Source organism: Spirosoma migulaei, from assembly GCF_054776855.1.
This window is the reverse complement of the sequence record NZ_BAAHBG010000014.1, coordinates 123,351-140,306: the sequence shown is the minus strand read 5'-3', so window position 1 is coordinate 140,306 and position 16,956 is coordinate 123,351. Positions and strand designations below refer to the sequence as shown.

Annotated in this window: 9 protein-coding genes; 2 read left to right on the top strand and 7 right to left on the bottom strand. The window is 46.4% G+C overall.

Translation table 11 applies throughout. From position 1 onward, the window contains the following. Positions 1-795 precede the first annotated feature (795 nt). Both ACYVGO_RS18450 and ACYVGO_RS18445 read left to right on the top strand, forming a co-directional pair. On the top strand, positions 796-1,149 hold the full coding sequence (locus ACYVGO_RS18450; protein ID WP_460970507.1) for a hypothetical protein: 354 nt from the start codon (positions 796-798) through the stop codon (positions 1,147-1,149). Positions 1,150-1,279: 130 nt separating this feature from the next. Continuing rightward, entirely contained in the window at positions 1,280-1,420 is a 141-nt protein-coding gene (locus ACYVGO_RS18445) for a hypothetical protein (RefSeq protein ID WP_168207712.1), read from the top strand. Between the two features lie 107 nt (positions 1,421-1,527). On the opposite strand, the gene ACYVGO_RS18440 is transcribed toward ACYVGO_RS18445, so the two are convergent. The 7 genes from ACYVGO_RS18440 to ACYVGO_RS18410 all read right to left on the bottom strand — a co-directional run bounded on the left by ACYVGO_RS18440 (position 1,528) and on the right by ACYVGO_RS18410 (position 16,919). Then, positions 1,528-2,766 (bottom strand): exo-beta-N-acetylmuramidase NamZ family protein, encoded by a 1,239-nt coding sequence (locus ACYVGO_RS18440; protein WP_460970506.1) that lies wholly within the window; start codon positions 2,764-2,766, stop codon positions 1,528-1,530. Between the two features lie 101 nt (positions 2,767-2,867). Continuing rightward, complete coding sequence (locus ACYVGO_RS18435; protein WP_460970505.1) at positions 2,868-3,326, bottom strand: nuclear transport factor 2 family protein; 459 nt, start codon at positions 3,324-3,326, stop codon at positions 2,868-2,870. A 121-nt stretch (positions 3,327-3,447) separates the two neighbouring features. Continuing rightward, complete coding sequence (locus tag ACYVGO_RS18430) at positions 3,448-6,075, bottom strand: ABC transporter permease (protein WP_460970504.1); 2,628 nt, start codon at positions 6,073-6,075, stop codon at positions 3,448-3,450. 81 nt (positions 6,076-6,156) lie between these two features. Continuing rightward, positions 6,157-8,802, bottom strand: coding sequence for an ABC transporter permease (locus ACYVGO_RS18425; protein ID WP_460970503.1), 2,646 nt, complete (start codon positions 8,800-8,802; stop codon positions 6,157-6,159). A gap of 19 nt (positions 8,803-8,821) precedes the next feature. Next, the gene (locus tag ACYVGO_RS18420; RefSeq protein WP_460970502.1) at positions 8,822-11,440 is read right to left on the bottom strand and encodes a permease prefix domain 2-containing transporter; all 2,619 of its coding nucleotides are present in this window, start codon (positions 11,438-11,440) and stop codon (positions 8,822-8,824) included. A 95-nt stretch (positions 11,441-11,535) separates the two neighbouring features. Further along, positions 11,536-14,199, bottom strand: a complete 2,664-nt coding sequence (locus ACYVGO_RS18415) for an ABC transporter permease (RefSeq protein WP_460970501.1) — start codon at positions 14,197-14,199, stop codon at positions 11,536-11,538. Between the two features lie 113 nt (positions 14,200-14,312). Continuing rightward, positions 14,313-16,919, bottom strand: a complete 2,607-nt coding sequence (locus ACYVGO_RS18410) for an ABC transporter permease (protein WP_460970500.1) — start codon at positions 16,917-16,919, stop codon at positions 14,313-14,315. Positions 16,920-16,956 lie beyond the last annotated feature (37 nt).

Below are 16,956 nucleotides of genomic sequence, written 5' to 3'. Positions count from 1 at the left end.
CGGGATGGGATGATCAATACCTAATTAGGATGCTACTCAAGATTTAAATGCGTTTAACCTGAGGGTTGGCGTTCGAACAACAGCCGTGGCAAAATACAATTATAGTCCCGTTATAAAAGCTAGTGTCCGCTAGTTCTATTCTCTACCCCTGATTTATTATCAGGGGTAATTTTTTTACAGACTAGTTGAGAAAACAACGGGATTCTTTGTGGTACATTGAGATATATAGTTGCAGAAAAAATAGTGTACCCAGAAATTATAACATAAATTAATCTATTGATTGTCAGATATAATATAGTTTATTGTGAGCATTTATGCAGAATTAAAAGCCTCACGATTTATAGTTTGATATGGTATTATCCGTAGAGATAGCCTCAGAATTTCAGAGTTTTATGGATTCTGCTGAGACTTGCCAGAATTGACAAAATGGTCATTTGGTTTACCTTGGCTGATCGGCGCTACAGATACTAAGCATCACCAGCGTTCACACTAAGTGCCCAATACATGTAATCGTTCGGGGGGCTACCTATGATCTGTCTCGGCTCTACAGGATTTCTAATATTTTTCTAATGTTTTTCTAATTGAAATGAGGAGTACGAATTGACGTACATGTGCGAAATTCGCCCTTGTCTTTCAGCGTGCTAACTGGTGAAAGTCCAGTAGCCAATAGGTCGCCTTACAGTGAATTTTAGTTGGAAATGCATCTCTAATCCAGATGTGGAATTGATAGCCATTTGTCGCTGGCAAGTGGCTATTTTGTTTCATTTCTCTTAAGTTTCACGAACTCTCTTTCTTATGGAGGAATGTGTATTGGTCTTTCAGGCACCCAATCATTCTGTAAGCTCATGTTTGATTCGGATGGATCGGAAGTTGCAGATTGTCATTGCTACCTGGCCCGAGAACAGCCGAAATGCTACCAATGTTGTGGATGCTCTGGCGACCGAATTGGTGAACCAGTATAAGCTGCATCCGCAACGACTGCTATTAATTGAGTACTTCGGCGAAGATAAAACACCTAGTCGGGGAGCTGATATTTATTACCTCGTTACGTTTACCTGGGAGGTTAATCGGGCCAAAAAGCCTGTCCGTCATCCGCTCTCTTTAGCCGAATTCACTCAAATTCTATTGACGCTGTCGAAATCCAACTAAATCAGTTGGTGATTCAATTGCCTGCTAACTATGCGCGGTGTCATCTATCCATTTTCAGTGGCTTTGTTCAAGCGGTTACCATATTCCGTCCTCATCTCCCTGCGCTTAGACAACTGGTCAGCGCATTGTCTTGATTGGCGATAGTTCACCCGCCGACGATGGAACGGACGATACCAACGATAGGCTATTCAATGGCTGGTCGGGCGATGCGCCATCGGGCTATACCATCACACCCGGCTTTGCACATCAATGCATCGTTGTGGCTGGCTAAAATCCAATAGTTGTGTTATTAACCACAGAGGCACAGAGAACACAGAGTTGTAAAGCGCGAGCAATTAACAATCGCCTTTCTCTGTGCCTCTGTGGTTAATAATCCTGTTAAGGATAAATCAAATACTTCTTCCGCATTTGCTTGTAGGACGATAAACCCGGCTCCCAGCTTTGGCGGATTTCTTTTTCGGAAACGCCCGCAATGATTTGCTTTTTAAGAGCTTCGTTACCACTTCGGAAATTGAAATTACCAATTTGTGAGCTATAACTCGTATCGAAAAAACGGGCTTTGTCGGGGTAGGCTTTGTATAACTCCATTAGCCATTTCAGATTGAGTTGTTTCGTTTTGCGGAATATGTTGGTATCGTAATTTCGTAGATCAAGCCCATAGCAGTCGGTATCCTGATGCAAAGGCGTTTCGCTCATACCTTTGAGACTGACTGGTTTAAATGAAAACGAGTAAATACCTTTCAGGGCGGGTGCTCCCAAAACAGTAAAAGGCATATAGGTTCCCCGACCCTGGCTGATGATCGTTCCTTCGAACCAGCAAGTGCTAGGGTACAGCATAATTGATTGCTGGGTATTCAGGTTAGGGGAAGGGAATATCGGTAACGTATAAGGGGTATCGTGCGTATAGTTAGCTAGCTTAATAATCTTCAGTTTACACGGATTCGTTTTAGCGACTCCTCCCCAGCCTTTACCATTAATCATCTGGGCAAATTCAGCGATGGTGCATCCGTGTGTTATGGGAATAGGATGCATCCCAATTCCAGAATGAAGGTGATTTTCGAGTATGGGGCCATCAACGATAAAGCCGTTTGGATTGGGACGATCCAGAATCATCAACTCTTTATTGTTTTCGGCGCAGGCTTCCATCACATGGTTCAGTGTGTTGATATAGGTGTAAAATCGGCAACCCACGTCCTGAATATCAAAAACCATCAGGTCAATATTCGCCAGTTGTTCTTTAGTTGGTTTCCTGTTTTTTCCATATAGCGAAACAACGGGGATACCGGTTTTAGTATCGACAGCGTCGTCCACCTTAGCCCCGTTACTGGCATTCCCCCGGAAACCGTGCTCAGGACCAAAAATGCTGACAATGTTTACCCCCAGGCTCACCAGACTGTCGACACTCGGTTTGTTGCCGATAATGGAGGTTTGGTTAACCACCATCCCAATACGTTTCCCCTTAAGATAAGGAAGGTAAGCGGAGAGCTGATCGGCTCCTGTCAGGATTTTACTGGCTCTGGGAACAGTAGTGGATACCTTATGGGCGAACTCAAGATGATTGGCCGGATAAAGAAATCCGATGAGTATCGGGAACAAAAACAGGGAAATCGATTTCATATGCTTGCCGCCTGGTCGTAGAAAGGCAGCAAGTTGCGGATAAAAAAATTGAGTACAAATAGCCGTGTTTGATCAATCTGGTTCGGTCAGGAACTAGGCTGTTATTGCAGGGATGCGTTTCCGTCGGCGTATTTGAGGTTGTATGTCAACTGGTTTAACCGCCAGCCCTTGTCGGTTCGCTCGGCTTTGATGTCGTAACTGCCCACAAATGTCCGGGTTTTACCATGTAGGGCAGCCGTCCGATAATGGGTGGCCACGGCATACCCGTACACATTGGCCTGATCGCCATTGACTGTAATAAGGTAATGCCCTGCCTGGTGATGAATCGCATCGATACCCAGAAACCCCTGATGCCACCCATCTGTAATGGCTTGAGCGCTCACGATTCCCGGTGGAGGCCCTCCGTTCGATTCCATATCCAGGTACACATCGGGCGTAAAAACCTCCGTAACTAAGCCTTGCCAGTTTCGGGCATCGGTGTACATAAACAGGCGATTCACCAATTCGGTAAGCGCCAGCTTATCGTGTACATCGGTAAGCGCTGCTTCGTTGTTACTCATCGTCAATAAGTCAGTTGGTTAACAAACAGAAGCATAACCGCTGGCAGGAATGAATTGTTAGAGGCATGAAATACGGGCAATGAGTGTAGTGAGTCTGTCAAATCCATCGAACTCACTACACTTACTCATTGCGTAAACTCTTCACCGGGTTCATCAGCGCGGCTTTGATGCTTTGAAAACTGACAGTCAGTAATGTAATAGCCAAGGCTCCCAGTCCAGTAGCGGCAAAAATCCACCAGGATAGTTCGGAATGGTAGTCGTATTTCTGTAGCCATTCGTCCATCAAATACCAGGCTGGCGGAGTCGCGATCAGGCAGGAGATAAGTACCAGAACGACAAAGTCTTTCGACAGCATTTGCCAGAGATTTCCTACCGTAGCGCCTAACACTTTCCGAATGCCAATCTCCTTGGTACGTTGCTCGGCTACGAAGGAAGCCAGCCCAAATAAGCCCAGACACGAAATGAAAATGGCGAGAATCGCGAAGAAACTGGCCAGTCTGCCGATACGCTCTTCGTTGCCGAATTTTCTAGCGTATTCCTTATCGACAAATTTGTAATCGAAGGGAACGGCCGGGGCGTATTTTTTGAAAACAGCCTCGATTTTATGTAAGGCTTCGGCGGCACTTTGGGTGGGGTTTATTTTGAGCGTCACGACGTTGCCCGAGCCATCGTTGATCATATACAGGGTCCGTCGAACGGGTTCGTATGGCGATTCCATGACCATGTTCTTGATGACTCCCAGAATTTTCCAGGATTTCCCTTCCCACTTCACGATTTCACCCACTGGATTCTTAAGCCCCATAAATTTTGCAGCTGCTTCATTCAGTACTATTCCCAATGAATCAGTCGGGTAGTCTCGCGAAAAATCACGGCCTTCATTAAACTGCCAGCCCATCGTTTTGCCAAAACTGTGCGTGATAAAAATCGTTCCAAAATCGGTGCGTATGTTTGAATTTTTGCCGTTCCAGCTAAACCCGTATTGAGTTTGCCAGACACCTGTTGCGGGACTACCCGATTCGGTCATTTCGGCTATAGCGCCCGCATTTTTTAGTTCATCCCGAATCGCTTCAAAATGAGTATGCACGTCTTCCTGCGTCATTTCGACCATCACTAAACCAGCACGACTATACCCAACCGGGCGGTTCTTGGCAAACTGAATCTGACGAAAAACCACAACGGTGCCGATGATTAATGTAACGGAAACCGTGAACTGAACGATCACCAATACTTTGCGCGGAATGGCGGCAAAACGGCCTATGCGGAAAGTACCTTTGAGGACTTTTACGGGCTGGAACGAAGACAAATAGAAGGCGGGGTAACTGCCTGCAATTAAGCCGGTGAGCAGACTGACCCCGAGCCCTAAAAGCCAGAATAAGGGCGTTGTCCACAAAATAGCCAGCTTTTTATCGGAGACATCGTTGAAGCCTGGTAGAATGAGTTGTACCAGCAGCAACGACAAACCAAATGCCAGCGCTACTACCAGCAATGACTCGCTGAAAAACTGGCTGATCAACTGACTACGTACCGAACCTACGGCTTTCCGAATCCCCACTTCTTTGGCCCGTTTTTCACTACGTGCCGTGCTCAGATTCATGAAATTGATACAGGCCAGCAATAAAACAAACACGCCAATAATGCCAAACAACCATACGTACTGAATTCGGCCACCGGTATTGATTCCATTTTTCCAGTCTGAGTACAAATGCCAGCGACTCATTGAGTGGAGGAAAATCTCGGGCTTCCGTTGAAGAAGGCTCTTGTCAACATTGTCCAGCTTGGCATTTTTTATTTTTGCCGACACAGCCGCCATATCGGCATGATCTGCGATTTGGACAATAATCTCAAACGAATTATTATCCCAGAAGTCTTTTGACCGTTTGAGCCACTCCTTACTGTTAAGGTACAAATCCCAGGGGGCAATAAAGGCTAAATCCTTAAAATCTGAATTGTGCGGCAAGTCCTGATAAACGCCCGTTACTTTTACATCCAGTCTGTTATCAATTTTCATCAGTTTTCCTACCGGATCTGAATCGCCGAAATAGGTTTTAGCCACCGATTCGGAGAGTAAAATTGAAGCCGGTTCGCGTAGTCCGCTTCGGGTTCCTTTCAGCATGGTTAAGGTAAGCATGTCGGGAACGTCGGGCTGCATAAAATTCCCACTTTTGGTAAATAGCTTATCACCAGCCGACAGAATATGGCTTCCTGTCCATGACGCAAGCACAATGTGTTTAAACGAGTCACCATACTTGCGACGAAGCTCAGCTTCCAGCGGAATCGGATTACTGTAATTTGTATACACTTGCCCGTCCTCCGTTTGATTCTGCATCACCCACGCAATACGGTCGTAATGCTGGTGGAATTTGTTGTACGATAATTCGTCATACATCCACAGGCCAATCAGCATGGCTACCGCCATACCTACGGCCAGCCCACCAATGTTAATAAACGAATAGCCCTTGTTCTTAACCAGGTTGCGAAAGGCGATTTTTACATAGTTGCGTATCATAGCAGAACTCAGAAAAAAGGGTGTCTCGTATTCGATTGAATGGTTTGATTTGGCCAGCGGTCGCAGTAATTTCAATGCACTCATACCATACCGCCAGCGGGCGCGTCGTTCACCTACCGTTTCTAGCCAGTAGGCATAGAGTTCGAGCAAGTCACCCTGCACTTCTTCCAGTGTGTTGAGGTCGCCAAAAGTTTCCAGGAGCCAGTTGGCCCAGCGGGGTGGGGTCCGACGGTTCGGTTTCATAATGTAAAATGAATAATGAACAATGAATAATGGAACCGTGCGGTCATGATCAGTCTGGGAGAATTATTCATTGTCCATTATTCATTCCGACCGAAGGGAGCGTACTGGATTCACCAGTGCTGCTCTAACACTCTGGAAACTGACCGTCAGCAGCGCAATGACCGCCATCAACAAACCCGTCAGGACAAACACCCACCACTTGATTTCCACTTTGAACTCGAAATTTTGGAGCCACTGGCTCATGGCGTACCAGGCAATAGGGGAGGCAATAATAATGGCAACCCCTACCAGTTTCAGGAAGTCTTTGGAGAGTAGCGTAATAAGGCTGCCAACCGAGGCTCCCAGCACTTTCCGAACGCCAATTTCCTTGGTGCGTTGTTCGGCCGTAAACGTGGCCAGCCCAAATAAGCCGAGGCAGGCAATTAAAACCGCTAAAAACGTTGAGACTTCAATAAGTTGTGCCGTTCGGATTTCAGACTGATAAGCTTGTGCCAACGAGTCGTCCAGAAAGCTATACTCAAATACCTGATTGGGGAAAGTGGCTATCCAGGCCTTTTCGATCTGTCCCAACGCTGCCTGTACAGTCTCGGCGGTGGGTTGTTCACTTTGTAGTTTGATGCCCGCCTGGTAAAAATTATTTGGTACGACCTGAATCACGGTCGGGTCAATTTTCTGATGCAGCGAGTTGACATTGAAGTTTTTCGCAACCCCAATAATCGTGGCAAACTCCTGGCCATTGCCGTAAAACACGCGCTGCCCAATGGCATCCTGGGGACGGCTAATGCCCATCCGATTGATAAATACCTCGTTGGCAATGATTTTAAAAGAAGCTGAGGACGTATCCGTGTCCTTCAGTTTCTCTCCCGCCAACAACTGAATGCCATAGGTATCCAGGTAGTGCGAATCGCCCATTTTCATCTGGGTTTTGATCTGAAGCCACTTGGCTTTGGCACCTTCCCGGTATTCCATGCCCTGCATCCAGTTGCTTTCTGCCGATGCGCTGTTGAAGGAGAAACTCACGTCCTTGATCTGTGGCGATTCGATCAGTTGATTGCGAAGGGTCTGCAATTTCTCTGGTTTATTGTCAGGCAATCCAACCGTAATGATGGCCGATTTATTGAACCCCAAGTCTGCATTGCGGAAAAAGGTAAGTTGCTGATTGATCAGTAAGGCACTGCTAATGAGGATGAGCGAAACCGTAAACTGAACCACCACTAACCCCTGGCGCAACGTAAACCATTGTTTCCCCTGCGCTAACGTATTGTTTTTTAAGGCCCAGATTGGCGCCATGCCGGATAGCCGGAACGCTGGATAAACACCCGCCAGTAACGTTGTGAGACCTGCCAGCGCGAGGGCGAAGAGAGCGGTTTGCCAGGTAAATAAATCTTGAGCTTTCAGGGGGACTGCCAGCGTATTGGCCATCGTCGGTAGCGTAATCCAGGCTAGGAGGATGGCTACCAGAACGGAGAGAAACGTAATCAGACCGGCTTCCGTCAGGAACTGGTAAATCAGCGACCCGCGATTACTCCCCACCGCTTTCCGAATGCCTACTTCTTTTGCCCGTTTGAAGGCCTGAGCGGTGCTTAAATTGATGAAGTTGAAACAAGCAATCAGCAGCACCAGCAAGCCAATGAACGACAGCGTCCTGAGCAAAGGCAGATTGGCCGACCGGCCTCCCAGATTGGCGCTATAATGAATTTCGGATAACGGGCCCAGGAAAAAGCGTTTGTCGGCAAGGGCTTCCTTACCCATGTATTTGGCGATTATATGCTGAAAACGCCTGGTTAATTGGGCAGGGTTAACCCCGTTTTTGAGTAACACAAATACCTGAAAATTGTCATTCCAGCCATTCCATTTATTGAGGTCCAGATCCGGGTTGGTGTTTTTGATCGTGGGGAACGAAACCAGCAGATCGAACGGAAAACTGGTTGTTGTTGGATGGTCTTCCAGCACACCGGTCACCAGCAAGTCCTGCTTGTTATCGAGCTGTATCGTTTTGCTGAGTACATCGGTGGTGCCAAAATACTTTTCGGCATAGGCACGCGTCAGGACGACGGTATTGGGTTGCGACAGCGCAGTACGTGGATCACCGGTTATCCATTGATAATCCAGCAAATGAAACAATTCATTGCCCGCAAATACGTATGACTCTTTAAAGCGTTTATCGGAGTTAGGCACGGCAAATGTGCTGCCTCCAATCTGGAGCAGGGGAACAACCAACTCTGCTTCGGGCAGGTCGGTACGTAAGGCGTTGGCCATGCCGGTGTACGTACCTGGATAGCTGTGCTTTTCTTTGATATTTTCGCCTTCAACCCGGTAAACTCGACTCCCGTTGGTGTGGTACTTATCGTAATTCGTTTCGTGTCTGACTGCTAAAAATATCAATACTGTACAAGCCATACCAACGGCCAGACCGGTGATATTGATGAAGGAATACCCCTTGCTTTTGGAGAGGTTGCGAAAGGCGATTTTTACATAATTGCGTATCATAGCAGGACTCAATAGAAAAAGTGAAGGATACTCGGTTTGAGATTTTGGTCTGGCCAGTGGCCGTAACAGTTTTAGTACATTGAGGCTGTACCGCCAATTGGCTTTTGGCTCGCCTACCGTTTCTACCCAATAGTCGTAGAGCTCCAGTAGATCGCCTTCAACTTCTTCCAAAGAATCAAGGTCGGCCCACCAACTTAAAAGTTTAGCGGCCCAGCGGGGCGGTTGATTGCGATACATGGTTTTTACTCAATACACATTACTCTGCCTTCAATGTTTTTGCTGGGTTGGTTTGGGCCGCTTTCCATGAAAAATAGCCCACCGCTCCTAAGGCAACACCTATAACAATGGATAGAAATAAAGACATGGTCAAATAACCTATCCCATTATTAAATACGAGATAACTATTCATAAATAATGCGGTGGCTATTCCAAGTGGAATGGCTATTACGGCGGCAATGGCCAGTAGTTTAATGAAATCAGCCGACATCAATTTTATTACTTCAGCGGTGGTAGCGCCCATTACTTTTCTAATGCCGATTTCTTTGGTTCGTTTTTCTAAACTGTAGGTAAGTATGCCAATAAGGCCTAATATGGCAATCACAAAAATTACAATACTTACCATGCCCGCAAACTGCATGTCTTCGTATGGATAATAACGCTCGTACATATCAATATCCAGCCATGAAGCGTTCATTTCCAGATAAGGATTGTGTTTTTTCCACAGGTCTTTTATCGTAGCTTCGAGCGAAATGCGATCACTAACAGCGCTGGTTTTTACACACATCACTTTAAATAAGGAAGGCTGGTACTGGAAAACGATAGGCTCTATTTTATGCTCATAATCGTAATGGCAAAAGTTGGCAACAACACCTATAATAGTTACGGAAAGTGTATCATTTAATAGAATGAGTTTTCCTATTGCTTCCTGTTCAGAAGCCAGTTGAAGATTTTCTACAGCCTTTTGATTGACCACAACCATAGGTGACGCTTCGTCTGAATTACTGGCAATCAGATTTTTTCCTGCCACAATTCGCAGACCCATATTTTCGATAAAATTATGATCGACCGCATAATAAAATGTTGGCTTTGATGCCTCATTTTTGATTTTTTTAATGCCTGAATACGAGGGGGTAATGCCAAAATTGAGAGACGTGTAGCCTATTTTTTGCACTTCTTTAATGGTACTTATGTCAGCGGCAAATCGTTTGTTCTGATTTCCTGACAGGTTTATATTGAGTATATGATCACGCCGAAAATTTTCATTATCGTTGGCCATATAATTTATTTGATGAAATGTATGGCCAATAAAAAATATATAAACTAAAGCGATGGTAAACTGGACAATAATTAATGATTTTCGAAAACCTATTTTTCCAAAGCTTGCGGGTGAAATTGTGCCTTTAAGCACGTTTACCGGCTGATAGGAAGCTAAAATAAGGCTTGGAGAGGCACCGGCTACCAAACCCAAAATCAGGTTGAAAACGAAAAACAACAGGATTAGGTAGCCCAAATGGTCAATATCCCAGGTAAGCCAGGAAACATGAACCTGATTCTTTATAAACCATAATAAAAATAAACCGATACCCAGTGCTAGATAAGAAACCAGTACGGATTCGATCAAAAATTGAAGAATAAGCTGAGGTTTTGTGGCACCCATTACTTTTCTTACACCTACTTCACGACTTCGATTCATAGATCGGGCAAGTGTAAGATTGATGTAGTTTAAGGAGGCCAGTAAAATGATAATCAACTGAAATCCAAAATTTATATAGATACTTCTGATATCCTGAACATAAGGGTCATTTTGTAATATTTCCTTTGCCGGTGAAATATCGACCAGGTTTTGTGCTTTGAACTGCAGGCTTTTACCTGCCGTCGGTTCAATTAATTTATTGATTTCTGTCGAGATCTTGCCAAGTTGCTTATCAAGGTCGAGGGAAGTTCTTCCTTTTGATAACTTTAAAAATGTGTGCGCATTTAGCGTGGACCAATCCGTTGCATTGCCACTGATAGTTAAATAATCAGTAATGGGTAGTATTACATCGGTTTTGAACTGCGTTTTTTTCTGATTGAATGGCTTTAACACTCCAACGATTTTAAAACTGCCATACTTCGGATGTTCAAGAAAATTGCCGATGGGATTTGCATCTCTAAAAAACCATTGGGCTGTTTCTTGGGTGAGCACAATGGTTTTAGGGTCGACTGGATAAGTTCCCTTTTCTAATGGGAATGTAAAGAGTTGGAAAAAAGAAGGATCGGCATAAATAGCATTTATATTTTTTGTTTTTATACCATTACTTAATACCCATTTAAAATCTCTTACTACAGTTGCTGAATTCTCTATGGCTACGAGATTTTTTTTGATGTGGTTGGCTAACGGAACGGGGCTTGATGCCCAATTTGTTATTTCTCCCTCTTTCTGTTTTTCGTCGGTTATTACTCGAACTATCTGGTTGCTGTCCTGATGAAAATTATCGTATTCGTAATAATTTACGATCTGAATTAAGGCCATCAACGCGGACGGAATAGCGAGACTTAATCCAATTATATTGATGAAGGAAAAAAGCTTATATTTTAGCAGATTCCTCCAGGCGATTTTGAAATAGTTACGTATCATAGTTGGGCTGTATAGATAGATTGTTGGATAATTGTTTGTCTTTTTTCGTTTGGCCAATGGTCTTAATAACTTGAGTACACTGAGCACATACCGCCAATTGGCTTTTCGCTCACCCACTGTATCAACCCAATAGTCATAGAGTTCCAGTAGGTCGCCCTGTACCTCTTCCAATGTGTCAGGATGACCGAAGGTCGCCAGGAGCCAGGTGGCCCAGCGGGGTCCGACGGGTCGGGGTGGGTGACGATGATTCGGTTTCATGGTTTTTTTGCGTGGGGCAGGGCGCACGGAGCAGGATGCAAGGTGCGGGGTACTGCTCGGTTTGTGCCCTGCTCCCTGCCCCACGCTGCCCCGCGCTATTCAGATCGTAATGATTTCACTGGATTTACCATGGCTGCTTTTATGCTTTGGAGGCTGACCGTTAGCAGAGCAATCACGATAGCTAACAAACCTGATCCAGCTAGTACCCACCACTCAATATCAATGCGGTAAGCGAATCCCCGTAACCACTGACTCATAGCGTACCAAGCAATCGGCGAGGCAATTAAAATCGAAATAAGTAGCAGCTTGAGGAAGTCTTTCGAGATCAGGGTCACAACACTCATCACCGATGCGCCCAGTACTTTGCGAATGCCAATTTCTTTGGTACGCTGCTCAGTCGACAGAAGTACAATGGCAAATAACCCCAGGCAGGATAAGGCAATGGCAATACCAGCTGCAATGCCATACATTTTCGACAACTGTTCCTCCTTGCGATACCAACGATCCGTATTTTCGTTTAAGAATGAGCCCAGGAATTCTGTCTTTGGGGCGATTTTCGGCCACTCATGTTTAAGCACCTCCATAGCCGATACCATACCCTGTGGAGTCACTCGTACCAGTATGTACCTGATTTGATCATTCTTTTTCATGTATAGCGTAACAGCTTCCAACTTATTTCGGAGGTCGTATAGATGAAAGTCAGGAATGAGTCCTACGATTTGGTACGTGGTATTTTCAGCACCCGCCTGAAAGAATGAACCGACCGGATTTTTAACACCGAGTTTTTGAGCCATACTGGTAGTGACAATGACGTTGGAGATGGAATCAGTAGCGTAGGAAGGATTAAAATCCCGACCCGCCAGTAGCTTGATACCCAGCGTTTTCAGGTAATCGTAATCAATTCGCACCCAGTTGGTAGTCACCTCTTTGCCTTTGTGCATGAACCCCATTGTACTTTTGCCATATCCGCCATCGAGACCACTCCCAACGTTAATTGCCGTACCGCTGATGGATACTATATTTGGATTAGTGGCGAGCCGGTTTCGTAATCGCTCCAGCGAACGGGAACCATTCAGGTCCTGATCTACGGGAATACTGATTACCTGATCTTCATTGAATCCCAAAGGCTGGTCGCGCAAATAATGAATTTGGCGAAGAACAACGAAGGTGCTGGTAATGAGCACACAGGCGATGATGAATTGTAGGCTGATCAGGCTATTTCGTAACGAACCGGGTTTGCCCGTTTTGAGTTGCCCCCGCAGAACCTTGACCGTCGATAGACGAGCCATAACCCAGGCGGGGTACCCACCCGATATGAATGCGATCAATCCGAAACCGGCCAGAATAATGCCCCAACTGATCGGATTCTTTAAGTAATCCAGTGTCAATTGGGCGTTAAATAACGTGTTGAAATCGGGGAGGAGCCAGACCGCCAAACCTAGCCCAATCAATAAAGCAATGAAACAGGTCAGCAGCGATTCGCTCCAAAGTTGAGAGAACAATTGTATGCGCAATGCACCCAGCGATTTTCGTACACCGACTTCCCGCATCCGCGTAAATGAGCGGGCCAATGCCAGGTTGATGAAGTTGATGCTGGCAATCAGCACAATTAAAAGACCTATGGTCAGCAGCGTGTAGGTATACACTTTTCCGGGACTTAGGCCTTCGGTGAGTTCGGTATTGAAGTGTACATCCAGCAGTGGTTGTAAGCGGAGACTTAACGCATCGTTCTTCTGTTTCGCCAGTGCTCCATTTTTCGAAAGATCACGGATCGTTTCCTGAAAATAGGTCTGGATAAATGGTTTTAAGCGCTGTTCCATGGTTGCCCGGTCAATATCCGGGCGCAGTTTCACATAGACCAGGTGATTGCCGTTAGACCAATTGTCTTTATCTTCTGCATAATTTGGACGATTCTCGGTACGGATAAACGCATCGTAGGTAATGGATGAAGTCGGGACTGGATTCGCAACAACACCCGTTACAATAAATTGCTTAGGCTCGCCAAAATCCTTAACCAGCACTGTTTTGCCGATAGGATTTTCTTTTCCGAAAATGTCTCTGGCCATATCTTCACTAATAACAATATCGCTCAGGTTATTCAGGGCCTGTTTAGCGTCTCCCTGCAGCATGGGTAGCGAAAATAGAGTTAACATGTTGGGATCTGCTGTTCGGACATCCTTATGGTACTCTTTACCCCAATATTGTACTGTTCCCGATGTTTCTGCATATCGGGTTGCTTGTTCAATTTCCGGAAACGTTTTCTTTAAGGTCGGAACCATCGGATAAGCCATGCCAACATTTTTTCGAATGCCTTCACTCCGATTTTGAAAAAAATAAGGGCGGAATATTCGATCTGCATCCGCGTTAAAACGGTCGTAGGATAACTCAATAAATGCGGTCAAGAACAGTAATGTACCAGCGGCAAAGGCAATGGATAAGCCTAGCACGTTGATAAATGTCTGCGTTTTGTGTCGCCAGAGTGTGCGCCATCCAACAATAAGATAGTTTCGTATCATAGCAGAATCGAGGAAAAAAAGTGAAGGATATACCAACGAAGATTTTGGTTTAGCCAGTGGCCGTACCAGTTTTAACGCATTCAGGCCGTACCGCCAATTGGCTTTTCGTTCGCCTACCGTTTCGACCCAGTGAGCGTAGAGTTCCAGCAGATCGCCCTGTACCTCTTCGGCGGTATCCGGATGCCCGAAGGTCTCCAGGAGCCAGGTAGCCCAGCGCGGTGGTTGACGATGATTTGATTTCATGGTTTTTTTGCGTGGGGCAGGGGGCACGGTGCAGGGTGCGAGGTGCGAGGTGCAGGGTAATGCTCGGTTTGTGCCCTGCTCCGCGCTCCCTGCTCCGTGCTCCAAGCACCGCGTTATTCAGACCGTAGTGACTTAACCGGGTTAACCAACGCGGCTTTGATGCTTTGGAAACTGACTGTCAACAAGGCAATGCCGATGGCCAGTAACCCTACCAGCGCAAACACCCAGCCCGAAATATCGACCCGGTACGCAAAGTTTTGTAGCCACTGGCTCATGACATACCAGGCAATCGGGCTAGCGACCAGAATGGCGATACTCACCGGTTTTAGAAAATCTCGGGAGAGCAGCGTTACAACACTGCCGACGGATGCACCGAGCACTTTCCGAACACCAATCTCTTTGGTCCGCTGCTGGGCTGAAAATGAGGCCAGACCAAACAAACCCAGACAGGCAATGAAAATGGCTAAACCCGCAAAAACCTGCATAATCGTTTGCTGGCGCAAATCAGTCTGGTACATCTGGTCGAACTGCTGATCCAGAAAGTGGTATTCAAATGGATAAGCCGGTCGTGTTTTGGCGTACAACTGTTGAATCGTCTCGACAGTAGCTGTCAGGTTACCGGGTCTCAGCCGAATCAGAGCCGCCCGCCGGTCATCATTCGGCGCAATCACCAATGGCTCTATCGCTTCTTTCAAAGACAGGAAATTGTAATCCTCCACCACGCCAATGATGGTCCGGTTCGTGCTATCGCGCATGGTATTTTTAAGCCATTTGCCAACGGCCTGGTCCGGAGTCCAGCCCAGCCGGGCAGCCGCCGTTCGATTGATCAGGATAGCCCGTGCCGTGTCGGTGGGGAACAGGGGAGAAAAGTCCCGGCCTGCAATGATTTTTAGCCCCAGGGTTTTTACAAAATCGAAATCGGCAAATTCCGTTCGGGCCTTCCATCGGTTCGCATGGGCTTCTACATCAAACATATGCCCATCAAAAAAACCACCCGGTTCGCCCGACATCATCGAAACGGACTCTACCCGGCTCTGTGAAAGTAATTCAGGTTTATGTTTCAGAATGAAGTTATAGATATCCTCATTGTCGATGGGGATTACCAGGGTTTGCTCTTTGTTATAGCCTAGCTGTTTGTTTTTGAGGTAGCTCATTTGCTGGGTACCAATGGCCGTTCCCAGCATGAGCAGGATTGAAATGCTGAATTGCACCACTACCAGCACCTGCCGTAACGATGTTCCTCCTTTGCCCAGCCTTAATTTGCCTTTCAACGCCTGGATGGGCGAAAAGGCCGCCAGCACAAATGCCGGATAACTCCCCGACAGGAACCCCACTACCACAATAATTCCGATCAGGAACAGAACGATCGGCAACGCATATACGTATAGATTCAATGGGTAGCCCAGCAACTGTTTGTAAACCGGTAACACCAGGGCCAGTAATCCAATCGAAACCAGGCAGGAGAGAGTTGTCAGCAGCAGCGACTCACCAATAAATTGCCATACCAGATGGCCTTTAATGGCCCCCAATACTTTCCGAACGCCAATCTCTTTGGATCGGTCCACGGCCCGAACGGTTGACAGGTTCATGAAATTGATGCAGGCTACCAGCAGAATGAGGGCTGCAATTGATAAAAAGATATAGACTACTTTTTTATCGCCATGCTTTACGCTATCGAAGGCCGACTGTTCAAAGTAAATGGAGGCCAACGGCGTGAGCGATAAATTGAAATGGAAGCCAGATTGCTTAAAGATTTGCCCCATATGTTTATCCATGAAGCGCGGGAAATTGCGTTCAACCTGTTCTTTGCTAGCTGTTGGGTCAAGCTGTACGTAGGTATAAATGCCGTTATTGATCCAGCCGGTCATCCAGGTCCGGTCTTTGTAGTTCTCCAGGGGTATTACCAGATCGAAGTCCAGATGAGAATTAGCCGGAACATCCTGCGCAATACCGGTGACCTTTACCGCCAGGTTTTTGTCGACTTTAACGATTTTACCCAGCGCATTATCGATGCTGCCAAAGTATTTTCTGGCCGTCGATTCGGTGAGTACTACACTCGCTGGTTCTGACAACACCGTCGCCGGATCGCCTTTCAGCAATGGGAACGTGAAGAACGTGAAGAAGTTAGGATCAACATCAATGATTTTCCGCTCATGAAACGACTTGTCTTGGGTAGCTACGAGAGCATCGGTAGGATTTACCCGTACCGCCTGGGTGATCTGGCCCTTAAAGTCGGTCAGTAGGGCGGGCGCATATTGTCCCGATACGTAGGAGACCGCTACTTCTTTCCCCTCGTGCTCCATGCCCCGCATGACCCGGTAGATGCTTTTTCCGTTTTTGTGAAAATTATCGACGCTGAACTCGTTCATGATGAACAGGAAAATCAGTAGGCATACCGTAATGCCCGTAGACAATCCCAGTAGGTTGATACCCGAAAAAACCTTGTTTCGGGTTAGGTTTCGGAGGGCGATTTTGACATAATTTCGTAGCATAGTTGGGCTCAATAAGAAAGGGGTTGGGTACTCTACAGATTGTTTCGATTTGGCCAGAGGCCGTAGCAGTTTTAGTGCATTCAGGCCATACCGCCAGCGCGCTTTTCGCTCCCCCAAGGTCTGCACCCAATAGTCGTAGAGTTCAAGCAGATCGCCCTGCACTTCTTCCGAAGTGTCAGGATGACCGAAGGTCTCCAGGAGCCAGTTGGCAAAACGGGGTGGTTTCATCAATGTAGTACCGACCGTCCCGGTCGGCAGTGAATCA